General features: G+C 49.0%; 35 protein-coding genes and 1 pseudogene. 11 read left to right on the forward strand and 25 right to left on the reverse strand.

Translation table 11 applies throughout. The annotated features are described in order from the left end of the window. Positions 1-22: 22 nt before the first annotated feature. The 4 genes from BRW63_RS15925 to ilvC all read left to right on the forward strand — a co-directional run bounded on the left by BRW63_RS15925 (position 23) and on the right by ilvC (position 5,028). Positions 23-1,708, forward strand: coding sequence for a DUF2079 domain-containing protein (locus BRW63_RS15925; protein ID WP_073072682.1), 1,686 nt, complete (start codon positions 23-25; stop codon positions 1,706-1,708). Positions 1,709-1,732: 24 nt separating this feature from the next. Then, complete coding sequence (locus BRW63_RS15930) at positions 1,733-3,154, forward strand: NupC/NupG family nucleoside CNT transporter (protein ID WP_073072684.1); 1,422 nt, start codon at positions 1,733-1,735, stop codon at positions 3,152-3,154. Positions 3,155-3,173: 19 nt separating this feature from the next. Further along, entirely contained in the window at positions 3,174-3,932 is a 759-nt protein-coding gene (locus tag BRW63_RS15935) for a hypothetical protein (protein WP_073072686.1), read from the forward strand. Positions 3,933-4,032: 100 nt separating this feature from the next. After that, positions 4,033-5,028, forward strand: a complete 996-nt coding sequence (gene ilvC, locus BRW63_RS15940) for a ketol-acid reductoisomerase (protein ID WP_073072688.1) — start codon at positions 4,033-4,035, stop codon at positions 5,026-5,028. Positions 5,029-5,073: 45 nt separating this feature from the next. On the opposite strand, the gene BRW63_RS15945 is transcribed toward ilvC, so the two are convergent. Further along, positions 5,074-5,301: a hypothetical protein gene (locus BRW63_RS15945; RefSeq protein ID WP_073072690.1), complete on the reverse strand. Its 228-nt coding sequence runs from the start codon at positions 5,299-5,301 to the stop codon at positions 5,074-5,076. Between the two features lie 281 nt (positions 5,302-5,582). On the opposite strand from BRW63_RS15945, the gene BRW63_RS15950 reads away from it, so the two are divergent. Next, positions 5,583-6,470: an EndoU domain-containing protein gene (locus BRW63_RS15950; RefSeq protein ID WP_106254052.1), complete on the forward strand. Its 888-nt coding sequence runs from the start codon at positions 5,583-5,585 to the stop codon at positions 6,468-6,470. Between the two features lie 265 nt (positions 6,471-6,735). Next, on the forward strand, positions 6,736-7,629 hold the full coding sequence (locus BRW63_RS15955; protein ID WP_073072691.1) for an MBL fold metallo-hydrolase: 894 nt from the start codon (positions 6,736-6,738) through the stop codon (positions 7,627-7,629). Positions 7,630-7,651: 22 nt separating this feature from the next. On the opposite strand, the gene BRW63_RS15960 is transcribed toward BRW63_RS15955, so the two are convergent. The 21 genes from BRW63_RS15960 to BRW63_RS29980 form a co-directional block, all read right to left on the reverse strand. Further along, positions 7,652-8,188, reverse strand: coding sequence for a rhomboid family intramembrane serine protease (locus BRW63_RS15960; RefSeq protein WP_073072693.1), 537 nt, complete (start codon positions 8,186-8,188; stop codon positions 7,652-7,654). Positions 8,189-8,285: 97 nt separating this feature from the next. Continuing rightward, positions 8,286-9,233, reverse strand: a complete 948-nt coding sequence (locus BRW63_RS15965) for a DUF6399 domain-containing protein (RefSeq protein WP_143162061.1) — start codon at positions 9,231-9,233, stop codon at positions 8,286-8,288. Further along, positions 9,179-9,733: a helix-turn-helix domain-containing protein gene (locus BRW63_RS15970; protein WP_181314411.1), complete on the reverse strand. Its 555-nt coding sequence runs from the start codon at positions 9,731-9,733 to the stop codon at positions 9,179-9,181. The genes BRW63_RS15965 and BRW63_RS15970 overlap by 55 nt, the downstream gene beginning before the upstream one ends. Before the next feature lie 452 nt (positions 9,734-10,185). Beyond that, a complete protein-coding gene (locus BRW63_RS15975) occupies positions 10,186-10,368 on the reverse strand; it encodes a hypothetical protein (protein ID WP_073072698.1) in 183 nt (60 codons plus the stop codon). Further along, on the reverse strand, positions 10,343-10,669 hold the full coding sequence (locus tag BRW63_RS15980; RefSeq protein WP_073072700.1) for a hypothetical protein: 327 nt from the start codon (positions 10,667-10,669) through the stop codon (positions 10,343-10,345). Before BRW63_RS15980 ends, BRW63_RS15975 begins: the two co-directional genes overlap by 26 nt. After that, a complete protein-coding gene (locus BRW63_RS15985; RefSeq protein ID WP_073072702.1) occupies positions 10,666-11,814 on the reverse strand; it encodes a hypothetical protein in 1,149 nt (382 codons plus the stop codon). The genes BRW63_RS15980 and BRW63_RS15985 overlap by 4 nt, the downstream gene beginning before the upstream one ends. Continuing rightward, the gene (locus BRW63_RS27280; RefSeq protein WP_083582989.1) at positions 11,814-12,491 is read right to left on the reverse strand and encodes a hypothetical protein; all 678 of its coding nucleotides are present in this window, start codon (positions 12,489-12,491) and stop codon (positions 11,814-11,816) included. The genes BRW63_RS15985 and BRW63_RS27280 overlap by 1 nt, the downstream gene beginning before the upstream one ends. Continuing rightward, the gene (locus BRW63_RS15995; RefSeq protein ID WP_073072704.1) at positions 12,491-12,874 is read right to left on the reverse strand and encodes a hypothetical protein; all 384 of its coding nucleotides are present in this window, start codon (positions 12,872-12,874) and stop codon (positions 12,491-12,493) included. The genes BRW63_RS27280 and BRW63_RS15995 overlap by 1 nt, the downstream gene beginning before the upstream one ends. Beyond that, complete coding sequence (locus BRW63_RS16000; RefSeq protein WP_073072706.1) at positions 12,875-13,111, reverse strand: hypothetical protein; 237 nt, start codon at positions 13,109-13,111, stop codon at positions 12,875-12,877. It lies immediately after the preceding gene. After that, positions 13,111-13,488: a hypothetical protein gene (locus BRW63_RS16005; RefSeq protein ID WP_073072708.1), complete on the reverse strand. Its 378-nt coding sequence runs from the start codon at positions 13,486-13,488 to the stop codon at positions 13,111-13,113. The genes BRW63_RS16000 and BRW63_RS16005 overlap by 1 nt, the downstream gene beginning before the upstream one ends. A 34-nt stretch (positions 13,489-13,522) precedes the next feature. After that, positions 13,523-13,753 carry a hypothetical protein gene (locus BRW63_RS16010; protein WP_073072710.1) on the reverse strand — a complete coding sequence of 77 codons (231 nt, stop codon included), beginning with the start codon at positions 13,751-13,753 and terminating at the stop codon, positions 13,523-13,525. A 114-nt stretch (positions 13,754-13,867) separates the two neighbouring features. Beyond that, entirely contained in the window at positions 13,868-14,086 is a 219-nt protein-coding gene (locus BRW63_RS16015) for a helix-turn-helix domain-containing protein (protein ID WP_073072712.1), read from the reverse strand. Then, entirely contained in the window at positions 14,068-16,581 is a 2,514-nt protein-coding gene (locus BRW63_RS16020) for a hypothetical protein (RefSeq protein ID WP_143162062.1), read from the reverse strand. The genes BRW63_RS16015 and BRW63_RS16020 overlap by 19 nt, the downstream gene beginning before the upstream one ends. Before the next feature lie 5 nt (positions 16,582-16,586). After that, positions 16,587-16,883 (reverse strand): hypothetical protein, encoded by a 297-nt coding sequence (locus BRW63_RS16025; protein WP_073072716.1) that lies wholly within the window; start codon positions 16,881-16,883, stop codon positions 16,587-16,589. A gap of 105 nt (positions 16,884-16,988) precedes the next feature. Continuing rightward, complete coding sequence (locus tag BRW63_RS16030) at positions 16,989-17,201, reverse strand: hypothetical protein (protein ID WP_073072717.1); 213 nt, start codon at positions 17,199-17,201, stop codon at positions 16,989-16,991. A gap of 81 nt (positions 17,202-17,282) precedes the next feature. Then, a complete protein-coding gene (locus BRW63_RS16035) occupies positions 17,283-17,501 on the reverse strand; it encodes a hypothetical protein (protein ID WP_073072719.1) in 219 nt (72 codons plus the stop codon). A 104-nt stretch (positions 17,502-17,605) separates the two neighbouring features. Continuing rightward, positions 17,606-17,806 carry a hypothetical protein gene (locus BRW63_RS16040; RefSeq protein ID WP_073072721.1) on the reverse strand — a complete coding sequence of 67 codons (201 nt, stop codon included), beginning with the start codon at positions 17,804-17,806 and terminating at the stop codon, positions 17,606-17,608. Then, positions 17,806-18,057 carry a hypothetical protein gene (locus BRW63_RS16045; RefSeq protein WP_073072723.1) on the reverse strand — a complete coding sequence of 84 codons (252 nt, stop codon included), beginning with the start codon at positions 18,055-18,057 and terminating at the stop codon, positions 17,806-17,808. The genes BRW63_RS16040 and BRW63_RS16045 overlap by 1 nt, the downstream gene beginning before the upstream one ends. Before the next feature lie 130 nt (positions 18,058-18,187). Then, complete coding sequence (locus tag BRW63_RS16050; protein WP_073072724.1) at positions 18,188-18,601, reverse strand: hypothetical protein; 414 nt, start codon at positions 18,599-18,601, stop codon at positions 18,188-18,190. A 168-nt stretch (positions 18,602-18,769) separates the two neighbouring features. Then, positions 18,770-19,054, reverse strand: coding sequence for a hypothetical protein (locus BRW63_RS16055; protein ID WP_073072726.1), 285 nt, complete (start codon positions 19,052-19,054; stop codon positions 18,770-18,772). Between the two features lie 126 nt (positions 19,055-19,180). Beyond that, positions 19,181-19,447, reverse strand: a complete 267-nt coding sequence (locus BRW63_RS29980) for a helix-turn-helix domain-containing protein (protein WP_106254051.1) — start codon at positions 19,445-19,447, stop codon at positions 19,181-19,183. 179 nt (positions 19,448-19,626) lie between these two features. Here BRW63_RS29980 and BRW63_RS28335 point away from each other — a divergent pair, with 179 nt between their 5' ends. The 5 genes from BRW63_RS28335 to BRW63_RS16080 all read left to right on the forward strand — a co-directional run bounded on the left by BRW63_RS28335 (position 19,627) and on the right by BRW63_RS16080 (position 22,043). Beyond that, positions 19,627-19,797, forward strand: coding sequence for a hypothetical protein (locus tag BRW63_RS28335; RefSeq protein WP_181314410.1), 171 nt, complete (start codon positions 19,627-19,629; stop codon positions 19,795-19,797). After that, positions 19,775-20,086: a hypothetical protein gene (locus BRW63_RS16065; protein ID WP_143162063.1), complete on the forward strand. Its 312-nt coding sequence runs from the start codon at positions 19,775-19,777 to the stop codon at positions 20,084-20,086. Before BRW63_RS28335 ends, BRW63_RS16065 begins: the two co-directional genes overlap by 23 nt. A gap of 77 nt (positions 20,087-20,163) precedes the next feature. Then, entirely contained in the window at positions 20,164-21,606 is a 1,443-nt protein-coding gene (locus tag BRW63_RS16070; protein WP_073072730.1) for a hypothetical protein, read from the forward strand. Next, entirely contained in the window at positions 21,599-21,847 is a 249-nt protein-coding gene (locus BRW63_RS16075) for a hypothetical protein (protein WP_106254050.1), read from the forward strand. The genes BRW63_RS16070 and BRW63_RS16075 overlap by 8 nt, the downstream gene beginning before the upstream one ends. Next, entirely contained in the window at positions 21,831-22,043 is a 213-nt protein-coding gene (locus BRW63_RS16080) for a hypothetical protein (RefSeq protein WP_073072733.1), read from the forward strand. The genes BRW63_RS16075 and BRW63_RS16080 overlap by 17 nt, the downstream gene beginning before the upstream one ends. Here BRW63_RS16080 and BRW63_RS16085 read toward each other — a convergent pair. The 3 genes and pseudogenes from BRW63_RS16085 to BRW63_RS16095 all read right to left on the reverse strand — a co-directional run. Next, positions 21,997-23,127: a site-specific integrase gene (locus BRW63_RS16085; protein WP_073072735.1), complete on the reverse strand. Its 1,131-nt coding sequence runs from the start codon at positions 23,125-23,127 to the stop codon at positions 21,997-21,999. The two genes, BRW63_RS16080 and BRW63_RS16085, sit on opposite strands and share 47 nt — an antisense overlap. A gap of 407 nt (positions 23,128-23,534) precedes the next feature. After that, on the reverse strand, positions 23,535-23,948 hold the full coding sequence (locus tag BRW63_RS16090) for a type II toxin-antitoxin system VapC family toxin (protein WP_073072736.1): 414 nt from the start codon (positions 23,946-23,948) through the stop codon (positions 23,535-23,537). A 122-nt stretch (positions 23,949-24,070) separates the two neighbouring features. After that, positions 24,071-24,447 (reverse strand): annotated as a pseudogene (locus tag BRW63_RS16095) (hypothetical protein); the annotation flags it as partial.

Consider the following 24,447-nt stretch of genomic DNA (forward strand, 5'->3'; position numbering starts at 1 on the left):
CATAAACTCAAGTTTGTATTGCATGACTTTCCTTAAATCCTTAATTCCAGAAAAAGATCAGATTGGGTTGCAGCGATCGTACTTACTCGCCGCAATTTTTTTTACGATCGTGTTGCTGATTTCGCTAAACCGCTATTTTGTTTTTTATGCATCTTATGATCACGGATTGTTTAATCAAGTTTTTTGGAACAATTTGCATGGGCGTTTCTTCCAAAGTTCTCTAACGTCTGCAAATTCGGTTGCATCGTTAGAAGATGGCGTGATTCCAACCGTGCATTTTTTGCACTTAGCTCATCATTTCGTCTTAGATTTCCTGCTGTGGATTCCTCTCTATGCAGTGTTTCCTCATCCAGTGACGTTAATCGTGTTGCAGGTTGGGTTGACCACCATTGCAGGACTCGTACTCTACGCATTGGCGCGGCATTATCTTCAGCCTCAATTATCGCTGTGGATTACAGGCAGCTATTACGCTGCGATCGCCGTGATCTCTCCAACCCTTGCTAATTTCTATGAGCAGTGTCAGATTCCTCTGTTTACGTTTGCGTTGCTGTTAGCGTTAGAAAAACAGCGCTGGGGCTGGTTTTGGCTGTGTGCTCTGCTCGTGCTAGGAAGTCGGGAAGACGCAGGGATCGTGCTCTTTGGGGTCGGAGTCTATCTAGTGCTGAGTCGCCGCCATCCTTGGACTGGGTTAGCCGTGTGTTTGACCAGCTTTAGCTATATGGCGATCGTGACCAGCCTCATCGTGCCGCAAATCTCTACAGACAGTTCACGATTGTATTTTGCCCATCGGTTTAAGCAGTTTGTAGACAGTCCAAATCCGACCATAATGCAGGTGCTGTGGGGAATGGTGACAAGGCCGATCGCGCTGCTTTCTAGCCTGTTTTTGCCCCTCGATCGCCGCCTCAGCTATCTCGCCGGACAGTGGCTCTCGCTCGCGTTCATCCCCGCTCTGTCGCCGACTGCTTGGACGATCGCCGGATTTCCACTGTTAGCGCTGTTTTTGCAATCAGGACTTTCTGCCCTATCGCTCAATCTGCGCTATGCCTTGGCGGTGGTGCCCGGACTGTTTTATGGAGCGGTGCTGTGGTGGTCGCGCCATCCTCATTGGTTTACGCCCCGGTTTCGCCGCTTTTGGAGCGTTTGCCTGGTGTTCTCGATCGTCTTCACGGTGACTAACAATCCCAATCGGGCGCTGTCGTTTATGGTTCCTGACTCGATTCGTCCCTGGGTGTTTGTGCCGCTGACGCGCCAGTGGAACCATGCTCACCAGATCAATCAGGTGATTCGTCAAATTCCTGCGGATGCCAGCGTTTCTGCTAGCACTTATTTAATTCCTCATTTGTCGAGTCGGCGGGCGATCATTCGACTGCCAAGACTCCAGATTCGCGACGATCGTGACCAGGTGATCACTGTAGACTATGCGGTTGCCGATTTGTGGCAGATGCAAGAATATCAAAAGGCGTTTGCAGATAGCTTGGCTGATTTGCAAGCAACGCTGCCCACGTTAGAAAGAATTTCGGCTGACGGAACCTATGGGGTGCTTGACGTTCAAGATGGAGTAGTGTTGATGCAAAAGGGTGTCTCATCAAACCCTGAAGCCCTAGCAGCTTGGCAAACCCTGAAAGCAGAAATCAAGCAAAAATCTCAATCTCAATCTTCTGCAAGACTCGATCCGAATGTTGATAGACTTGCTGAAAATCAGATTTAATAACCTTTTTGGTCAATATTGATAATGACGTGGTTAAACCTTTTGTCTTTTGTCGGCATTTTTGCGCTCTGCGGCATCGCCTGGTTAGGGTCTGAAAACCGTCGCGTGATTCCCTGGAAGGTGATCATCTGGGGCCTTGGCTTGCAGTTAGTGTTGGGGCTGCTCGTCTTTTCCTTTCCCGGCACCCGGCTTGTGATTCAAGCGCTCAGTGATGGCGTTAACGCGATCTTAGATGCCACCGAAACAGGCGCGCGGTTTATTTTTGGTTCTCTGCTTGTGCCTGAGCCAAATCGGGTGCCGGGTCCCGTTTTAGCAGGGCGCTGGATTGCACGAGCCGTCACGCCGCCTTATGTGCCAGTGGCGGGCGATCGTCTCAGCCCTGATAATCTCAACTTGGGCTATGTCTTCGCGTTTCGGGCGCTGCCGTCGGTGATCTTCTTCTCGGCGTTGATGTCGCTGTTTTACCATTTGCGGTTGATTCAACCGATCGTCAATGTCTTCGCCAAGTTGTTTCGCCGCACAATGGGCTTGAGCGGCGCAGAAGCGTTAAGTGGCGCGACTAATATTTTTGTTGGAATCGAGTCGGCTCTGGTCGTCCGTCCGTTTTTAGCGGAGATGACTCGCAGCGAGTTGTGTGCCGTTCTCACCGCTTGCTATGGCAGCATTGCTTCAACGGTTTTAGCGCTTTACGCGCAGCTACTGCGTCCCGTTTTTCCTAACATTACTGGACATTTGATTTCGGCTTCGATCATGGCAATTCCGGCTTGCTTTGTCGTGTCTAAACTGCTGGTGCCCGAAACCAATGTGCCTAAAACGTTGGGGAGTCTGCCAGCAGAGATCCCCGAAGATGCGAGTAAAGAAACGAATGCAATGGAAAGCGTGATCACGGGCGCAATGGATGGCGTGAAATTGGCGATCGCGATCGCGGCTCTTTTAATCGCTGTTTTAGGATTAGTTGCCCTCGTCAATCTTTTCTTTGGCAATCTCGCATCACTGGCGCAAAGCAATAATCTATTTATTCGTCGTCTCGGTCTGATTTTTGAAGTCGTGACGTTACAAAACATTGTCGGCGCACTGTTTTTGCCGTTGACTTTTTTAACAGGCATTTCGCTCAACTGGCAAGAGCTTTGGCAATCGTCGGTTTTAATCGGACGCAGATTGCTCGAAACCGAAGTTCCGGTTTATCAGCAGTTAGCGGTTTTAGCAGACAAAGGCGCAATCAGCGATCGGGCCCTGCTGATCGTCAGCTATGCGCTCTGTGGTTTTGCCCATCTACCCGCCGTGGGCATCTTTGTTGGGGGATTTGTGAGCCTGATTCCGTCTCGCCGCAAAGATCTGAGCGAGTTAGGCTGGAAGGCTCTCTGGGCAGCGACATTAGCGACTTTAATGATCGGCTGTGTCGCGGGCGTATTTGCGTCGAACAATCCGACAATTTTAGGCAGATAACTTAGAGCCGGAGACTTACATGAAATTAAATCGAAACTGGCTGATTGGGTTAGCCTTCGCAGCGTTTATCGGATTCACCACATTTGGACAAACCGCTTGGCTAAATCCCACAGTGGCACAGGCAGAACCGCCGATCGTCACTCCTAGTGCATTCCCCGCATCTCCGGCAACTCCGCCCACTGCAACTCCTAGTGTTCGTCCTACGGTTAAAGCTTCTCCAACGCCTTCTGCAACTCTTGTTCCCGCGATTCCAACCCTTCCGCTTACACCCATTTCTCCGGCTCCCGTCGTTCCGATCGCGCCTGCTTCGATCGCGCCACCTTTGCCAGTGAGTGGCGACTATAAAGACCCCAATAAACGCTTTAAGATTGCCATTCTCAAAGATTTCACCGTCAGCCCATTAGCAGGATCGGTGTTGATTGAATCGCGGGATGGCAGTTTAGCCTACACGGTGCTGGTGCGATCGCAGGGTGAACTAGCACTGCAAAATGGCGATGCAACCTTCATTAATGATGCTTTGGCAAAGATTGCTCAAACTGCCTTTCAGCAAGGAGAAGGATTTCAGACTGGGCAGTGGCAAGCGATTCCAGGCGGCATCAAAATGGATTGGACAGGCAGCTTGACGATCGCCGGAAAAAGCCAGCCCATGAGCGGCGTAATTTTAGTCCGTCAGCTACCAACCGATGTGGCAATGATCCTCATTGCCGCGATCGAGTCAGCCGTTGAGCAAGTGCCGGGAGCAGTTTCAGCACTGGTGGATAGTTTGCAGCCTCTTTAACTTTCAAATCTTCTCTAATTGATTGAGCCAGACCGCTCATCTGGTAAACTTAGGAGTTCTGAGATCACCCAACAAGACTTGCTGCAAGGAGACTCCTATCATGGCGCGGATGTATTATGACGCAGACGCTAACTTAGATTTACTGTCTGGAAAGACGATCGCCATTATCGGCTACGGCTCTCAAGGACACGCTCACGCCCTCAACCTCAAAGACAGCGGCATGAACGTGATTGTGGGGCTATATCCGGGCAGCAAATCTGCAATCAAAGCCAAAGATGCTGGGTTAGCGGTGCATAGTGTTGCCGACGCAGCAAAAGCGGCAGACTTCATCATGATTTTGCTGCCCGATGAAGTGCAAAAAACCGTCTTTACCAACGAGATCGAACCCAACCTTAATGAAGGTGACGTTCTCGCCTTTGCTCACGGCTTTAACATTCACTTTGCTCAAGTGGTGCCGCCTGCCCATGTCGATGTGGTAATGGTTGCCCCCAAAGGGCCTGGACATTTGGTGAGACGCACCTATGAGCAAGGCGAAGGCGTTCCGGCACTGTTTGCGGTCTACCAAGATGCGTCAGGTCAGGCCCGCGATCGGGCGATGGCATACGCCAGAGGCATTGGCGGCACCCGTGCTGGAGTGCTTGAAACCACCTTCCGCGAAGAAACCGAAACCGACTTGTTTGGCGAACAGGTTGTGCTTTGCGGCGGCTTGAGTGAGTTGATCAAAGCCGGATTTGAAACCTTAACCGAAGCGGGCTATCAGCCAGAGTTGGCTTACTTTGAGTGTCTGCACGAAGTCAAGCTGATCGTCGATTTAATTGTCGAAGGTGGCTTGGCAAAGATGCGCGATAGCATCTCCAACACGGCAGAATATGGCGACTTGACTCGCGGCCCTCGCATTGTCACCGATGCCACTCGCGCCGAGATGCGAAAGATTCTCCGCGAAATTCAAACCGGACAGTTTGCCCGTGAGTTTGTGTTAGAAAACCAGGCAGGCAAACCCGGCTTTACTGCCATGCGCCGCCGCGAAGCAGAACATCCGATCGAAGAAGTCGGCAAAGATCTCCGGGCCATGTTTAGCTGGCTAAAGAAAGTCTAAAAAGCTTCTGAGTGATGAGTTGCGCTCATTTACACACTCATCACTCTATTTAGATTTTCCGTTCTGTTCAGCTTTTTGAATTGCGTCTTGAGTACGATCGTAAGGGCTGGTTTTCGGTCGCCACTCAGGAAACATACTAATCATCATGCCATCGAGTGAGCGACGAGCCTGAAAACTGTATTGCCCGATCGAGGGTGGCAAAAATTGATCGCCAAATCCAACATAGATCAAACCGAGAAGCAATATAAATCCAACGGGAATTTTCTTAAGCATAAAGTCCTGCTTGGGGAGAAATAGATTCTGTGTCTCAATGCTCGAAAGCAGCCCTGAATTTCTCAAACTAAACGCGCTCTTGAAGACTAATCACGCTTTCAAACCCTGAAGTGGTAGTGAAGCGATGCGCCTACTTCAATAATGCCTTGAAATAAAAAAGGTGGTTGTTCCAATGATGACTGATCAACCCTAATTTTCAACCCTGATTGGAACAAAGGAAGGCTCTTTTAGAGTCTACTGAGAGAGTTATGGTTGACTAAAATTTATTGTTAAGGTGTCTTATGGTCAGATTGGTTACGAGGGGTGTGTATGGAGTTGCATTGCTGCTAATAGCAGGCGTATCATTACCACTGATTCAGTCTGTTTCGGCTCAATCTCTTCAACCTCAAACCGTTGATTCTGCAAAAAAACGCCCTGCAAAATCTACAAAATCAGGTTTACTTCCCTTCTTTGATCAAGCTGATAATCTAGTTACGGTTCGCTTTCCTAGAAATCAAAAAGTTGATATTACTCCGGTTCCACCTTCGCTGAATGCGTTTGATCAAAAAGTGCTAAATACCTGTGGAACCTTTGGCAGTAAGGTCAGCACCATCAGTATTAGAAGATTGCTGTCAGAGTCGCCCCAAGTGGTGCAGCAAATTAAACAAACCGTGGGTGGAGAATTGTTTTCAGGTCGGCGCAGTGACAATCAATTTCGCGATGATTTGGTGACAATATGGTCAGACCGCCGTGCCTTTGAGCATATTTTTTGTGGACAGATGCGAGGGGCAACTCAAATCGGCGGTCTGCACTTTGTCGGGCGATATCTGCAACTGCAAAATCAGGGCATTGCTGGACGGTTGCCTAACAATTCTAAAGCCGAAGAAGTGATTGCTGGAGAAGTTTATACATTAGGTGTAGAGATTCGGCAGGGCGATCGAGTCATCACCAGAGATTCTAAAAAAGGTTACTCCTACGTCAGCAATGCCCAAGAGATTTTGGTCGATGCGACTCGCGCATTTAAAGCTTTTAGAACTACCGCTAGTGCCAACCAAGCTTGTCTTTATACCGTGCGTGATGCCTCGTCAGCACCGCCCTTTCAAGCGGTATTTGTAAAAACTAATCGAGCGATCGTCACCTTCTATCCTGACGCAACCCCAAAGCCCAACGAGGCATCTTGCGGGCAGTAACTCAAATTAACGTGAGTTCGACGAGGTTTTCACTTCGTTCTCAGCGGCTTCTGCCCCCTAAATCCCCCACTTTGGGGGACTTTAAGCCAAAATTTCTGGTTCAAAGTCCCCCAATCTTGGGGGATTTAGGGGGCTTCCCGAATTCATAATCGGAGTGAACCACTCCTATCGAACTCACGTCAAATTAAGGAGAATTTCACCCTATCTCATATTCATAACGAGTATGATTTAGTTAGAAAGTCAAACACTCCTTGATTATTTAACTATGGCTCACCTCACCCAACGCCGCCCCGAAAACGTTGAGGGCGACTTCTACGTGGATCAAACCTGCATCGATTGTGACACTTGTCGATGGATGGCTCCTGATATTTTTGATCGAGAAGCCGGAAGATCGGTAGTTTTTCATCAGCCTCAAAGCGAAAGTGAACGTTTGCACGCGATGCAGGCATTGTTGGCGTGTCCTACTGCGTCGATCGGCACCGTTGAGAAACCGACAGACATCAAAATCGCGCAGCAGAGCTTTCCGGTTTTAGTCGCCGAAAACGTCTATCACTGTGGCTATCACGCCGAAAACTCGTTCGGAGCCGCCAGTTATTTCATTCAACGTCCCGAAGGAAATATTCTGGTCGATTCTCCTCGATTTGCGCCTCCACTGGTTAAACGCTTAGAAGCAATGGGCGGCATTCGCTATCTCTATTTGACGCATCGTGACGATGTTGCCGATCACCAGAAATTTCACGATCATTTTGGTTGCGATCGCATTCTCCATACCGATGAAGTCAATCGCGGCACTCAAAGCGTAGAACTCAAACTCACGGGATCAGATCCGATTCAGCTAGAGCCAGATTTGTTGATCATTCCCGTCCCCGGTCACACCAAGGGACACACCGTTCTGCTCTATCAAAATAAGTTCTTGTTTACTGGCGATCATCTCGCTTGGTCTGCACGTCAAAATCACCTGGTTGGGTTTCGCGAAGCCTGCTGGTATTCGTGGGAAGAATTGCAGCGATCGATGCAAAAACTGGCGAACTATTCATTTGAATGGGTTTTACCAGGGCACGGACGGCGCTATCATGCAGACGCTAAAACCATGCACCAGGAGATGCAAAAATGCCTGACGTGGATGGGGTTGAATCTTGATAGCGGCGAGTGGAATTAAGGGACGACAGTTCTTTTGTTCACTATGTCAGTGACGATCCCAACCGATTTAAGCCATCTATCAACTGATCAAACCAACCTTTGAGCGTTAGCAAATGACGCGCCACAAAAATTCCCGTCAACAAACCTACGAGATGTCCATCCCAAGCCATACCTTTACGAATTGGTAAAATTAGCCAAAGGGTGTGCCCAAATCGTTGAGTAAAGACCACTACCATGAGGGTCATCACCAGCATCAGCACAGACGAGAGATTGCGATCGAAATACGCAAACGACCATAAAAATCCTATATAACCAAATAGCACGCCACTTGCGCCTACATATCTGGCAGGTCTACCGATTAGCCAGATGACAGAACCCGAAATCACGGCGATCGCGCCCGTAATGGCTCCAAATTCACTCGGTTCTCTGAGAAACACCAACCCACCGAAGATAAAATAAAACACAGTATTTCCCTCTAAATGCTGCCAATCGACGTGCAGAAAGGGGGAAATTAAAATTCCAGGTAGGCCAATCAGTGTGCGCGGAGCCAGACCCAATCGATTCAGCGCTCTGCCCAACAGTCCAAAATTAATGACTGCTACTCCTCAAGCGATGACGACTAAATAAATCAGAAATCTCAGTTGATAGAGCCAATCGTTAATCACGCGGCTGACATCATTCAGCCGCTGTCGAGCCATCAGAGCGTTGGAGATGGAAGTTGTGGATCGTGGTCATCACCCGTAAACGTCGGGTCGATAATCCTCGGCGATTGTGATGAATCTGACTTAAGTAGCCGTTGCGTCCTTCGACTGGAGAAGAGGTGCGTTGGAATTTAGTCACCATCGAGGTTGCCCAAGTTTGCCACTGGGTGAACTGCTTGCAAGACATCGCCGTCGTGATAGGGTGGCGCATCAACGCTGCTTGAGCGTGTTGGGCAGCGATTTGGTAAGCAGCCTTGAGGGTTGGGGTTTTAGTGCGAACACTTTGCTGGTGCCAATAGTGGGCAGGCAACAGGGACTGCTTCACCCAATCACCAGTGGATAGGTCACAGTTTTGAGCGCTCAAGCGTTGCTCGACCCACTCCCACCAGAGGTCAACCACGGCTGCCAAGTCGTGCCGCTGACGCTCAAACTTGGAGGGACTGCCCGGTTTATCTGACAATTGATAGGTTTGTTTCAGAGTGTTCAGGATGGTCGCTTGCTGTTGGAATTCAGATTCAACCCTTTTGCTCGTCTGAGGAATACCCAGCCGAATCGCAAAAGGATGGAGCGTGGTCGTCAGGTGATGCAAGATGGAGCGATATTGGGCTTGAGCCTGCTCTAACCCGCTTTGCTGGACTTGCAGTTGCTGCTTTAAGGAGGCGTTTGCTGCTGGGTCACCCAATTCGCGAAGTCGCCGGTTGACTCGAAACAGACGATCAGACAACTCACTGCCGATCCCTTGCGACAGTTCCCGCAACGCATGAAACAGATCGGCGATACTCGGACATCCCAGTTCATCAAGCGCGAGTTTGACCAAGGCTTTGGCTCGGTCACTGACGCAGTAGTGGATGTTCAACCCTAGTTTGCTCAACGCCTGCTGGGTGTGATGCTGCCAAGTCTCATACCGATAGTCCTGGGACATCTCCTCCACCAGGATGAATCCACTGGGCAAGTCCACAGGACTAACACCACCTGGTCAAAGAACGTTTCATCGACGCTGACACACGCTTCAACCGGCGTTTGAGGATGCTCTAACTGAGACTGTGGCAGACGTTGATAGTCCAGAATTTGCGTCTCCATCTGAGTGCGAATCTGGCGCAAGGAGCTAACGGAGACCCCTACATGCTGTTCCAGTCCCAGCAGTCGGAAAAACTCAGCTAAGCTCTCACAGCCCACCCCTCGTTTGAAGCAGAAGATAAAGATTGTGGCAATCCCCAGCCGTTTTAACCACTGCGCTCCGACGGGACTCTCCCACACCTCTGACTCTGGATGCTGATGCCGATGCTTCATGGCTTGCTGATGTCGATGCACACTACTCTTGGAAATCCCGGTTGCCTGAGCAATGGCTCGAATCGTCAGGTGTCCTTTTGCGGAAAATGCTTGGAAGACTTTTTGACACCGTTCTCGTATATTGAGTCTCATCCGTTCCCTCATTTAACCCTTGAGGATAGGATACTTGCCCTCGCGCTGGGTCGCAGGGGTTTTCTATGCTGAGGCGAATTCCATCTGCTCAGGGCCTTCCTGTCCCGGCTTAAATCGGTAGCCGGCTGCTTCTGGTTCAGCTTATCTTGGCGCGTTTCCCAATCCCAAAACCCAGGCTGTGTCATTGCAATTGCTCTATCACTGCTCTATGACTATGATCTCACATCTATCTCACTTAAGACTGCTCTCATGAATTTTTCGAGGTGCCCTATTGCATCATAAATATGCCAGGAACGAGACTTGAACTCGTGACACGAGGATTTTCAGCCCATAAGCCTGATTGCTGAAAGCTTTAATGTGTTTAGCTTTCAATAATCCAGTTGCAAAACTTGACTAAAGTGTGACTAATTTAGACGCTGCATTGTAATTATCTGAACAGAGACAAAAACAGCCTAATGATGCTGAGTCGCTGCCCTCTCTTCTATTTTTTGCCTGATTTCTGAAGCCACTTCCTCCAGGGCGATCGCCGTCTCGACGCGTCCCATCAGAAAGTGATCAATCAGATTCTTGAGCAGATTTTTAATGCTTTTCATCAACTCGGTATTGAGATTAGTCTCGATCTGAGGTTGATTCATTTTTCCTTTTATAGCCCAAAATTCCAGAAACGCTTTGCCCGTTCTGAGCCAACATAACGTTAAAGACTGCCAGATGTATTTTCATATCGTCGCTTAACTCATCAATCTCTCTAGTCAGCAAGAGGATCGACTGCCTCATTTGTTCTTGACTCTTTCTCAAGTGTTCAAAATCCCGTTCGGCTGCATAGCGCTTCTTTTCTCCGTCGCCATACCATCGCACCATTCCCCAAACGGCAGATCCGGCACCTGCTAGAAAAGTGGCAAGTGAGATAAGAGTTTTTGTATCAAATTGGGGGTTCATGCTGCGATCACCTCCCCATAGAGTTCCATCTGCCTGATCTCCCACCCCTCGAATGCCGTGCCATTCACCACTGAAGGCAGCGAGGTGATCATATAAGCCGGATAAAAATCAGCCGCATTCAGATCGTAAAATTTGCTCACGGTGGCGTTAGCGCCTGAATTGCCGTAATAGTTTCCCGTGAAACCAGTGTTGGTATCTGTAAAGGTTGCCAGGTTTGCCCAATCAGGAGAGATAAGAATTCTTGAATCTTGCTGCGGTAAAAGTGATTGAACCGTGGATGTTATTTTCGCCTCTACATCCGATAGAGCAAGATTTACCCCTAGATTCTTTGCTCCTCGAATATTGAAAGTTTTAGGGGTGTAGATGCCTCCTGTAAAAGCAAACTGCATATAAATTGAACTCAACTTGACCTGAATGGGTGCCTTCGCTTCAGAGTTGTAGAAAAGGATGAAAAAACTAGCAGAATCAGCAGCCGGATCGACTCGATTTGTAAGGGTAGCGGTGGTACTCTTATCGGCCATCAAAATAGCCGCACTCACATTAGTCCATCCCAGTCGAGCGCAAAATATAGCGCGTCTGGGTCGGAGCGGGTTCGTGCTAGGTAAAAATGGATTTAGATAAGTGCCCGTGTTTAAGTTGGTGCCTAGATAGTTGAAAATCCCGTTCTGAGCAACCGTTGTAGTCGCTGGACGGGTGAGAATAACGCTTGATTGATACGACTCGATCGCTCTTGCACTCTCAGCAAACCATCCCACAGCCGCACTGACATAGGTGAGGGTGAGGCGCTGATCTTTGGTGTAGATCTGCAAATCGATCGCTGCCGAACTAATCAGTTTGCCATTGCGTCGCACGATCGCTTTTTTGAGCAGAGAGGTAGCACCTATATAGATGAGGCTGATCACCTGCCCTGCTGTGGGATTCGCTGGCAGAGTTAGATCGGTGTTGCCAGATGCCCCTGCTAAATCAAGGAAATAGCCATTATTTGCCACGAGATTAGTAGCGCTCGCGATCGATTGCCAGATTAGCCCCTGATTATTGGCGTTATTCGTCTGAATCAATCCCACTACATAGGGTTCGAGATTTGTGACAGCAGAGGCATCGATCGCCGTTGGCTGAGATGAGCCGGGTGCTTGAGTTAGTGGCATTAGCTCAACTCAGTTACAAAAACACTACCCCCGGCTGCATCCCAAATTCCACTAACAGCACCCACATATCCAAAGGGGAGTTCTTGATAATCCCCTGCCCCTAAGTTAAAGGAATAGTCTGTGAGGCTGGCAGTTTCCCCTAAATTGACGTACAGCGTACCGGATGCCGCGCTGTAGAAAATTAAACCCTTCCGGTTAGGGTTTGCGGCTGATAGGACTGTGTTTGTGATTGCAGCCGTTACGGGTGTAGACGTGGCGGCGGTGCTAACAACGGCTGCTGGATTTGATCGGGCTAGTGGCATGAGTTCCTCTAATAAATTTAGGATTTGCGCTTGCTGTGTGGAAAAATCAACCGGATGTTCTGACTCCGGTTCATCATTCGTTACAAAGATTTTGATTTTCCAGCCTAGCGAGTAGGTTCTATAGGCGCGATCGCCCGTGCGAACTGCAATACACTGATCAGTCAAGCCGAATGGCGGGCGCTTGAAATAAAGCACCTGTGGATTATTCGTGGTGACACGAATCGGCACTCCATACAATGCCAAACCGTCACCCTGGACGATATCGACTTTGACCTCTTGCAGAAACTCGAACTCAAACCGAAACCATTCCCCAGTCGTGGGAGGTGTCCAGTCCCATTGGGTCGAAATCGATATCTCAGAAAGCAGGTTCCACATTAAGAAGAAAGGTTATCGATTTTCGATTCGATGCGAGTGAGGTCAGTTTTCAGGGTATCGGGGTCTTTCCCGGTGTACTCCCACACCCACACCGTGAGATCAGGGAGCCATCGCACTGGAAGGAAGACAAGCCCGTAGCGATCGGACAAAGGTGAAAGCTCAAAAATCGTTTCTTGATTCAACGGAACCACACGACTTTCTAACTCTGCCCGATCAACCACTTGCCGCATATATGCCGCTCGTCTCCAAAGGTTGGGAGTTGACGAGGTTGTTTTTACTTTGATCACCCGATTGGTGAGTGTTGCCATCAAAGCACCTGGTAGCGCTGTGCTAGGGCGATAGAAGTTCACCGCGCCTACAAGTTTCCAAGAATCTGCAAGCATCTACGGAAGAATCAGGGTAGTTTGTCGGCTCCGATCCACTTCACGGTCGGGAGTCCAAATCAGATTCGCCTCAAAGTCCTCAAGATGTGCCAGTGAAGAAAACTGAGGAGGCAAAATTAGACCGACCGTATCGATAACGGTTTCGGTTTCCTCGTACTCGATTTCAATCTCTCCGGTGGCGATCATTGCCGCTACTTCTTGAGGTAAAAAGCCTTCAATCACTGGCAATTCATCCATTAGATAAACACCCGTCGCTTAGGAATGTTCACCTTGACGATGCGACGGCCCCGCGTGGTTTTGCCCACAAGAGACGCGATCGCGTTACCGATGTTGGTCGTTGAGCAAAACACCCGCACAGTGTTTTGAGCGACCCCTTGAGCTTGATTACCTAGTGGATTATTGAGCAAAGTTTGCTCCAATCCGAGAGACAGCCGGGGTAAATAGCGGCCAGCCAATCCATAAAGCATCGCCTGATCATTCGCTTCGCTCACTAGAAAGACTCCTAGATCGCCCTTGATCGATTCGTAAATCGCGCTAGGGGAGCGAAATGCAATGTTTGTCCCCGTCTTACCCGCATATCGAGCGTAGTAATTGCTTCTATCGTTCCGTGCCATAATTTAGCCCTCTTTTTTGGTTGTTTATAGGGAATTAAGGCAGGTAGACAACGGGTAGAAACTTGATTTCGCCCCCGCTGCCCGCAACGGTAGCGTTTAAGGTTGCAGAAACAGAAATGCGTCCGTTATCTACATCAAGGTTGATGCTTACACGGTTTTCACGAGTCGTTTCGGGCATTGCCTTCTCTGCTGCTTCCATTGCGCGGAGAACTTCGATTAACTGCCCTTCAAGAGTCGTTGCCGTAGGGGTGATTGGTGCTGCCATTTGATTTATAAGGGTTGAGAGTTGCCCTTTTTGTGTGCCCCAAACAACGCTCAAACTCGTTAGTCGAGGCTTAAAATTCTTGTCGTACCTTAAGCCTCGACTAAGAAACCACTGCTAGCTTTTATCTTCCGCAACTGAGAGCGGATCAAAGTACCACCGCCGTCCGATTTTAGTTGCCCACACCTTACCGACTTGGGCCCAAGAATAAGCAGTCGTTTCGTGTATATAGAATTGCTTTGCAAACTGCTGTGTTGTTATCAATCGAGCAAACTGCTCATCGCTAATAACTCTTTTTGGTTTGAATAGATATTTCTCTAAAAATACTTGATCCATTGTGGTTTTAGATCGGTCTGACCAGTGGGAAAGAATTTGACTATCCGAGGTGCAACACGAATTGTTTTAAGTGCGGTTCCTTTACGCTTGCCGTCGCTGTAAATTGAGTCGGTTAACCATAAAGGAGATATTGAATTTTGCAGTTTTTTGATTGCCTGTTCAACATCGTCATCACTGGCATTAATAATCAATTTTGAGTTGTCTCTAAGGGTAAGTATCCCCATCCTTTGCCCCTTAGTATAGGTAGGGAAATCACTTGATTTTGTTGCCTCTTTAGACTTGCCATAGTGAGGTATAGAAACAACATACTTGGGAGATCCAAATTTGTTGTTATCCTTTACTTCGGCATACTGCACAATGGCTTGAGGTATATCAGCACCTAATCGTATCTGCCACCAATCAGGGACAGCAGCGTAGCAACTGTCCTTATCACACTGAATCGATTCTAGTGCAAAGATGCGTTCATAAAGCAGTTCGTAGACATCTGCTTCACTATCTGGAACTTCAATTGTTTCCTCTTCAAAATCTATCTCGTCTTGCGTTGTGCCGTCCTCGTTAGATTTAGTACAAGCCTTAAACACTCTCACTGTTATCTCTTTCTTTTTAGCGTTGTCATCAGCTTTGTCATGGAGACTTTGTATGCAAGGGTCTTTGCACTTATCAGGCGTTGTTGTCGTTGTCGTTTCATCAGGCGATGGTAGAGGTAATCCAGTAGTAGGATCTATTATTGGCTCCACTGGTACTCTAGGCTTTGTCGTTGTAGTTGTCGTTGGCGGTGTATTCGGTGCTGTGGTTGTGGTTGTAGTTGTGGTTGTAGGAGGTGTTTGCGTTCGTGTTTCTGGCAAAGGAGAATTGCTAGTCCGTGGCACTGGAGAACCGTTAATCGTCACGTAAGGTTCGTCAGGATTTATGGATTCTGTTATTCGCTGTGGAGGTGAAGAGTTGGGACGTGGGACAGGCTTCCCATTAATTGTGACTTGTGTCTGCGGTTCATTTGAGGGTTGGGGAAAGCGTTCGTCAAGCTTTCTTTTGATGCGTCTGATCTTTTCTAGGAGTCGTTCACTAGGGGGTGCCGTTGGGTCTGGTGATGGAAAGTCAGTAGGGCCTTCATCGGGGTCTGGTGATGGGAAATCAAGGGGGTAGGGATAAGGGTAGGGCTTAGGTGCCTGTATAGGTTCAGGTTGAGGTGTGGGGCTTTCCGTAGGAATGGGTAAAGGGTCGTTCCAAGGGTCAGGCGCAAACCGTCGCTGTTGATCTAGTGCCTCTTCTCTCTCTTGTTCATGCGGTGGGGCTGATTGGCGATCGGCTTCATCTTGCCTAGCTCGATCGTTATTGCGCTCTCGCTGTGGCTTGAAATCGTCCTCGGTGAAGATGGGAGGGTAGCCGCTAACATCCGGTGATTGGCTACCAGGGGGAAGATTTACGGGTAACTGATAAGAGGGAGGAATGTAGTTTGGATCGGGTTCGATCGTTCCAGCCTCGGCAATGTACTCTACTCTTTCTACGCCAAATGGACCTTGAAAACTGCTGAAAGTCAGCCGCTCAAACGAAATACGCACGGCGTTCCTATTTCCAGGAATACGAGGATTTCCCCAGTGGTATTCATCCCAAGGCACACTCCCAAGTGTTGAATAGGCACCGCCAAAAGCGTTTCCATGAACAATACCAATATTAGCGACTGAGTAGAATTTAAAGCCCCGCCATTGGTAGGTGTAGCGAGTTGGGGTGTCTTTGGGTCTGCCGTCGTCGTTTTTAGGGTCTGTTTTGGGGTGTTTTTTGAAGGGGTCAGCGAGTCGATCGAATAGATCATCAAACGCGTTCCGAGGATTTTTTAAGGCGTTGCCTACATTGTTTTTTAGGGCATTGCCTAAATCGTTAAGCGACTCTCCAAACTTTCTCGCTAAATCACGCCGAATTTGGTCGTTTCTTTCACTCTGCTCTGGTGTTGACGGAGTGAAATTGTATCCGCTCTCTGACGCGGCGGATTGAAGGGCCTGTTCAATTGCCATGCCAGCCAGTGCCGTACCCGCGCCTCCTCCAGTTCCGAGTACGTTTGGTCTAGTAGATCGGCTAGGTGGAAGGGGCGATCGGGCGATCGGAAGTCGTGGGGCCCGTTGAGCCGATGGAAACTGTGGACTTTGAGCAGTTGGCAGAGGTGAAGGACTAGCAGAGCTTAACGGATTGGATAGCCGTCTGGCTTCATTCAGGGGTGACAGAGATTTGCTAGAACTGCTTCTCTGCCCTGTTGGTTGATATTGCCTATTGCCTGTTTGAGCCTGGTTATTCGACTCTTGAAATCGCTGGTTAGCCCTTTGGATCTGTTGGTTTCCTGGTTGAAACCCTCTATTCGCTTGCTGCGATTTTTGAGCCTGCTGGACTCGCTGCGATCGTTCAGCCCGTTTATTCGCAGGCTGAACTTGCACGTTGACGGGTGAAAACCCTCTAGAAGGTGAGCTAGTCCCCGTACTTCTCGCATTAGAAGATGGTAATGCCATTGTGATCAGGTGGTGTAGGCGTTTCCGGTGAGGTTGGCAGATCCCGGCACCTCTTTTGCAGCCATCCAAGGCTTGATTCCGCTCGTGAGCAGAGCAGAATCGACTTCGATGATCGCTCGTGCAACAAACAGGATTCGTCCCTCTGGATTGGGCTTCCAATCCCAGGAAGCGATCGGCATGGTAAAGTTTGCCTCTTCTAGCCAGTTGATCCGCGGATTCACATCCCGGTAATACATCATCAGCCTCATAAGCTCTTGCTCAGTGGTGGCGATCGCGCTGGGTTTAGTGGGAAGTGCTGACATAGATTTGGTTCATTACTGACTGTCCATCTATAAACATTCCCCTCGGAAAGCTAAAAGCCCCTCTCAGACCATTCTGAAAGGGGCTTTAGGTGAGAATAAGGCGATCTACTCTACAAGAGCGCTTTCTGGTTGCCAATCTTCATCACTGTCGTTAGTGGGTGGCTCACCCTCGACTACCAGGTAGCTCCATGAATACTTTTCGCGCTGGATGCCGATAATGTAGCCAACGGTGCGATCGACCGTGACTTTCTGCCCCAAGTGATATCGAGCAGGCATGAAAGGGATGACTGAGTTATCAATTTTGATTTCTTCGATCATGGTTGAGTCTCCTTGAGAACGGTGAAGCCCCTACCAGAGAAATCTGATAGGGGCTTTTTTAAGGTTCCCAAGTTGTGAGGGTTAGCGCTTGAAAACTGAGGTGATGATCACGGTGATGGTTGCTGAGGCGATGAGGGTAAAGGCGAGCTGCACGACCCACTGGGTAGCCTGCTGATAGTTGTTGAATCTATCGTTGAAGCGATCGGCTTTCTCATTCGACTTCTCTACGTCATCCGTCAGTTTGTCGAGACGGTCTAAGACCTGCTGAAACTTGCTTTCATCGTCTGGGTTTGTGGTCATAATGGGCTAGAAACTACAATTTCTTTAATGATAAGCCCCTCTCAGAATGGTCTGAAAGGGGCTTTCTGTGCGTTCCTAAGCTGTGAGAAAAGGACGATCGCTGACTACTCAGGCAGAAGTCGCAATCTGCCACGCTCGATTAGGTGATTGAGACGTGAGATTAAGGGTAGTGGTGAACTGAAACCAGACTGATCAATCAGCTCCTCAAAGCTTACGGTTGATCGACCTTTGAGAGCATCTAAAACCGCTTGCTGTGCTTTAGTAACTGGAACATCAGAAGCTAGAATTTCAATCTGAACTGTCACTAGTCATCCCTCCTAACGATCTTGATATCAGTGTATCGAGTCGAGTCATAATAAGCCTTAGTTTCCTCTGAAGTGGGAAAACCAACCCCATCAGCATCTCGCTTAGATGCCTTTCCGCTAGAGCGATCGTGATCCTCCTGGTTCGAGTCTTCATCAAATTCGCCATAGTCTGAGATGTTAGAGCGCGGGTCTACGCCTTCTTTGCAGTTTTTGGCGATGTAATCTCGCGCCTCTTCTCCTGTATCATCCATGCCAAAAAGGAAGTTGAAGATGTTCACTTCTTCTTATCCCCCTTGTCTGGATGATCGAGTTCGATCATCCAGCCGCCGTTACCAGGTTGGCTGTAGTCAGAGAAAAAAAGTCTACTGAGCCATCCAAACATTAGTTTCGAGCCTCCATAGAGACAGCCCGATCGCCGTCGTAATTGACGACGATGAATTGACCGTTAGAGCGCTCGAACCATTCTGAGTTGCCTTGGGTATAGGCAGGGGCACCAAAGCGCCGCCGCATGGCATGGAAGGATTGAGGGAATCGTAGATGGTTCATGGCGTTCACTTCTGAATCTGTGATTGCGCCAAAGGAACTGTATTGGGTGGCTCCAGACTGTAGTGCCTGGTTCATGGGGACATCTGGGAACTGGGTTGTAGGAGGACGATCGCCGCCCAATCCATTCACCGCATTCTTAAAAAGGTCTCCAAAATCGTCGTAGGTCATGGCGATCGCCGCTGGTGACAGCACCACGATCGATGCAGCGACGATCGCACTGAGCGATCGTCTGTGTAACGGAAGATTCATAATACAAAGGCTCCATGTTGGTTTGAGATCTCGCATGGGGCAACGCCGAGGGTGAAGTACCAGTTCACCCTTGGCCCTACCTGGAGGGGTGGGTTATTCTCCCAGCGCCGGGGGGCTGCGGGGAGAGTCGATCAGGTTAATCATTGGCAGTTTTCCAGGTTTGAGTTTTTAGCGCTGAAGTGATCTAGTTGAGATTGATAACTCTTCGATCAGCTTGTCGGCTTGCTCGACGGCTATCTCTGCAAAGTCTTCAAGTGAGGGGGCTTGATGCTCCCACACATCGTCAATCTTGCAGAATTCCCAGTGGGTGGAAGCGAGCAGCCCTTGCAGTGCGATCGCTGCGAAGTATTCCCGTTTGCTGAGTCCGTGATGGGTGGTAGAGCCGATCGGCTTCTCATCAAAGAAGTCAGTGCTGTGAAGGGGAAATGCGTTATCGGTCGGTCTTGTGGTCATAATTAAGTCCTCTACAGTTGGGTTAATTGGCTGTGGAGCGTCCAGGGAGAGTTACCGCTCTGCCCTGGTTTAAGTTTTCTGGTCTACCTCCTAACTGATCGTTACTAGCGCTGAAGTGTGAATGAGTCACGCCTCAGCGTTTTCATATGAACTTGACTCTTCTAGGAAAGCCTCCATATCCCAATTGGCGGAACGAAGTTCTCTGAGCAAAGCCCTGATTTGAGGGACTGTCAGAGACATAGGTTTGACGCGACGTTCCCACCTGCTAATTGACACGACAGAAGTGCCTAGTCGTCTAGCAAGTTCCTCTTGAGATATATTTCCTAGCCTTTCACGAAGCGCTTTCAAGGGTGATTTGCCCTCTTCTGATTGCAACTTTTCTTCTATCATCATATCATCAGGACTAGTCCCAAAGACAAGTCTTGAAGACAAGTTTTTGGGTGTAATAAAGCTACACGGGGTTGTGATTGTCAGTCCTGTCCCCGTGTGGCTAAAACCTATGATCCAACGAAACACGGGATTTCCCTACCCCTACGGTTTCTGACGACCTTCTCCACTCTCAAGAGGTGCCTATGACTGAAGACGAAACTCACGACGAGATCATCGCTCTATTTGATGAGCTACCCATTTATCGAAAAGAAACCTTGTTAAAGGAACTCAGACAAACCTTTGATCTGGACTTCGACGAGGACAACGACGCGGGTATCGAAGTCGAAATCATTGACGACGAATACGCTGCATAAAAAAGCGATCGCTCTTCCCGGCTGGGGAATGCGATCGCCTTCAAACTTTCATTTCTTATTACCTAAAGGATATCGCATGACACCCCTAATTCAGATCATCACATCCCTCACCGACGAAGAAAAAATCCAACTGATCAGCGCCCTCTGTCACAAAATTCTCTATCCCAATGTCAATCGAGGGCTGAGATATTACGGGCTGGACAGCATTTTAGAAGTCGAACCAGAGTATGAAGCCCTCGATGTCAGTGCGGCTAAAAGCCTGATCCGCTCGATCGTCAACCATATCTAAAAAGCAAGCGGAACGTAACCAGCGTTCCGCCTTTTTCAATGGTTTTAGCTAAAACCATCGTCGTTTAGGAACTTGAAATGAAAACTGTAACTTCAAATTCAACTCGATTCTCCTTCATCCCAGAGCCAGATGACAAGTTTCTTAAACTTTTCTCCCATCGGCATGATTACATTTGGGCAAATTCACAAGCCATCTGGCAGACAGAAAGCCGTCACCCTCTCAGCGATCGTCTGATCAATCAGCAGTCTTATCTCTATGGCGTGCGGTTTGGGGCTGAAACCAACTACATGATGATCGACCTTGACACGGGCGGGCTTTACCATCCAGCGCGTGACCCGTTTGCCCGCGATCGCATCTTAGAGGCGCTCGAACCACTCGGTTTAGTGGCTCACATTGCCATCACGTCCAGCTATAGCGGCGGCATTCATCTCTACTTCCCCTTTGAGCAGCCCCAAAAAACTTGGCGCGTCGCTCTAGCGGTGAAAGTGGCGTTAGAAAATGCCGGGTTCACGATCGCTCAAGGGCACCTGGAAGTCTTTCCCAACTCCAAACCCTATGACGCTGATGCACCGACTCTCTACCAGGCTCATCGCTTGCCCTTGCAGATTGGCTCTTATTTACTCAATCGCGACGGTGAAACCTGCTACCCCTCTAAAACTGAGTTTGTGTCTCAGTGGAAGTTTTGCCAGAAACGCAGCGACGTGACGACAGCAGCGCTCGACAAGGTGATCGCCCTGGCGCGCATTGACCAACCGCGATTGACCGGGAAAGCCTCTAAATTCCTCAATGACCTCAATGCAGATATCGAAACGGGTTGGACGGGTCACGGTCAAACCAACTTTTTGCTAGGACGCATTGCCATGCGGTCCTACATCTTTGAGCAGATGGACGGCGCAGAGTTGATCGCTCACATCGTCACCACTGCCAAACTGTTGCCCGGTTATCGAGATTGGTGCCGTCACCAACATGAGATCGCCGATCGGGCTGCACATTGGGCCCGGTCCATCACCAGCAGCACTCGTTACTTCCCTTACGGCTCTACACCCACTAACACAAACCCCATACCTGAAATGAACTGGAGTCAGCAACAATCCGACCAAGCACGAGAACGTATTCAAGCCGCGATCGCCTCGATGCTCAATGCCAGCACCTTGCCTGCTCAAATTACCGCTCGATTTACAGCCCTTAAAGCGGCTGGAATCGGTAGCAGCACTCTCTATCGACACCGCGATTTGTGGCATCCCGATTTTCTACGTTTAGAAATAATCAGTGAAACGAGAAGCGGCGGGCTGTTTGAGGAGTGTGAGAGCGAGTTTCTAGAAAAGTTGGAAGATGTCGAAAAGGGCGATCAGTCAGAAAAATGCCCTACAAGCTTATTAGGGGGCACCCCTGGGAATACCCCACACAGTCAGCGTTTCAGCGATTCTTACACCCCTAAAATCGTGGAAACAGAGGGAATAGACGCTACAGCAAGGCTTTCAGACGATTTAGGGTGCAATGGGAGGCAAAACGATGATTGATCACAGTGATGATTTGAGTCGGTTGAGCGCTCTTGTGTCCCTCCTCACAGAGTCAGCCCCTAACGGTCGATGGAAAGATGAGCCACTGTTCATCAAGTGGCGTAAATCGCGCTACTCCCTATCTCTAGGGGAATTCGTGAACCTGACTATCTTTCTAGAACGTGAATGGCGGCAGATCGTAGAGGCTAGAAAATATGTGCAACTGGATCTGTTAGGAGGTGCAAATGAGCAGAACCTCTGATTGGGTGCCTACCAGTGCCGTGTGTGAGCAGTTGGGTTTCAGCGTCAAACATATCTGGAGACTGCGAGACGAGGGACTCTTCAAAGAGAAGATCCATTGGCGAAATATCTCTAGCCCCCAAGCTGCTAGACCGACCTACCGCTGGCACCTTAAACGCTGTGAGGAGGCTCTAGAGATTCCGCCTGAGATGAGATAGGAGGCAAGGGGCGATCTAGTCTCAGCATCAACGCCTCATATGCTCTCTGATGAACCTCCTCACTAATCCAAGCGTGATAAATCTCGCTGTGGACTCTCACGCTATGTCCCATCTGTTGAGCCGCTAGGCTGATGTCTAAGCCAAACTCCATCGACCTGACTGCCCAAGCGTGACGCAAATTGTAGGCAGGGAAAGGCACCTCATAGCGGATGAACTGGTGACTGACTCGACTTCCTAGATCAGAGTTATTCCGACCGCTCACTTTTGGCAAGTTGACCGCTCTCAAATTCCATTGCTCTAACCATTCAGGGTAGAACGGGTAAACTCGTCTCTGCCCTGTTTTGGTCGGTTCTTCCACTTGCAGCACCGGAAATTTATCCAGATTGCAGTGAAACACCTCGTGCGGTCTAATCCCATAAGTGGCAATCAGCCCGTAAACATATTGCCATTGAGGATTAGGGATTTTCTCCCTCCATGCGGCGATCGTCGCATCGACTGGTAAGTCACGCGGTGTCACCTTACTCGGTGAGTAGTTCCCTCTCAATGGCTTAAAATTGGCATCTAGCCCCGCAAACGTTGCTATCTGTGTCAAGACATCAACGTAGCGCTGACGGCTTCTAGAATCTGGTTTCGTAGCGGTGACAGCACTCGCAAGCAATTGCAGTGTGAGAGGTTCATCGGATGGCAACTGAGAAAAAACCTGACAATAATCTGTCTTCCATGTGGTTTCGCTTTTGGGCGATCGGTGCCGTCGAGTGAAATAATCAGCCTCAAATCTGCTCACCCAATCACCCACACTCAACGGCACGATCGCAGATAATTTTAAGTACGGTTTCCATGAAAACTCTCGACAATCGAGCAGCGCACCGACTTTTCTCGCTTCTTGCTCTGCCAACTTCAAACCAGCCGGGTTCGCGTGGTAGCCAAGCGTTAAACGCTGTTGAGATGGTTTCTCTCTGCCTGAGTCTGGTTTGGGCGGAAAGGTTGACCTCAAATAAAGCCGATTCCCCATCGCCTCAATGCTGACACCCACATTAGAAGCTTTCAGCCGTCCGTTAGCCTGTGCCAATCTTCCATTCATCATTTGACTAAAACTTACCTAAAAAACAGGGGATGATTAGGGACTATTAGGGATGATTAGGGATGATTGCAAAAAAGCGAAAATCCCGTAACCCCTTTGAAATGTGAGTTACGGGATATTTTATTCCATCTAAAAGATGCCAGGAACGAGACTTGAACTCGTGACACGAGGATTTTCAGTCCTCGATTCAATGCCTATGCAGTAAGGGTTTCAGCCTTCGATTCTAACCTTTCCCCCAATTTTCCCCCAATCCTTACTTTTTTGGGTATTGTTAGGAAAATTTGACAACTTTTGGGGATGTCAATATTTTTCACTTTTGAGAGCTAATCTTCTAATCTCTGAATCTTGGTTAGTGCGATCGCAGCTTTGAGATGAATGTGCGATCGCATAGAATAAATGGCTTACACTGATCAATCTTCGGTCTGTAAGTCCGGCACTTGAGAAAAATCCTTCAGATTTCGGGTCACAAGAATTGCATTTGTAGACCGTGCGATTGCAGCGATTCTCAAATCCTGAGTTCCAATGCGTACCTGCCCTCTCAATTCAGCAAATTGACGACTTGCCGAATTCGTCCAATCCAAAATCGTGAAGCCGTTGAGGTACTGCACCGTTTGTCGCAACCCCACGTAAGCCCAGATTAGTCGTTCAGACTGTGCAGGAGCCGAAGCTCGTCGAATCGCACTCAACCATCCCTGCACTCGTTCCTCAACCGTGATCGCAGTTAACGCCACAAGCTCATAGCCAACCGAGTCAAGATGTTTGATGCAGGCGAGATCACCATTTTCTAACAACGTGACGTGCTCTGTGTCCAAAATGTATCGCATCGGATCAAGCCTAACTCTCGACTAAATCTTGCGCCAAATCATCGTTCTGCCGAATCGCCTCAATTGACTGATTCACTTCATTTCGCAACGGATTTAGCCTTAACTCAGATCTTGCACCATTCCTAATAAGCTGAGGATAGGGGCTTGATGCTAATTTCAAACCCTTGCTCATTAATGAGGTCACGGTGCTTGTGAATCTGACGAAGCAGCTTGACCCAGGCGACGTGCGGCAGCAGTGTTGCAACGGCTTTGACACAGACTTCGCCCCAATCGAGGCGCACCCAAGTGGGAAAGGTTTGAGATACCCAATGTGCCAGGAGGTCAGCGATGAGAGACAGCATTAACCAGCGATAGATTCCTAGCCGAGTCTTCTGACCAAAGCAATCCAAGCCAAAGCGATGTTTGATGGTTTTGAAGAAGCCTTCAATTGCCCACCGTTGTCGTCCTAATCTCACGAGATAGACCCCGGAATCCGGGTGAGTCGACACCCCGAAGCGCA

The organism is Phormidesmis priestleyi ULC007, assembly GCF_001895925.1.
GTDB classification, from domain to species: Bacteria; Cyanobacteriota; Cyanobacteriia; order Leptolyngbyales; family Leptolyngbyaceae; genus Phormidesmis_A; species Phormidesmis_A priestleyi_A.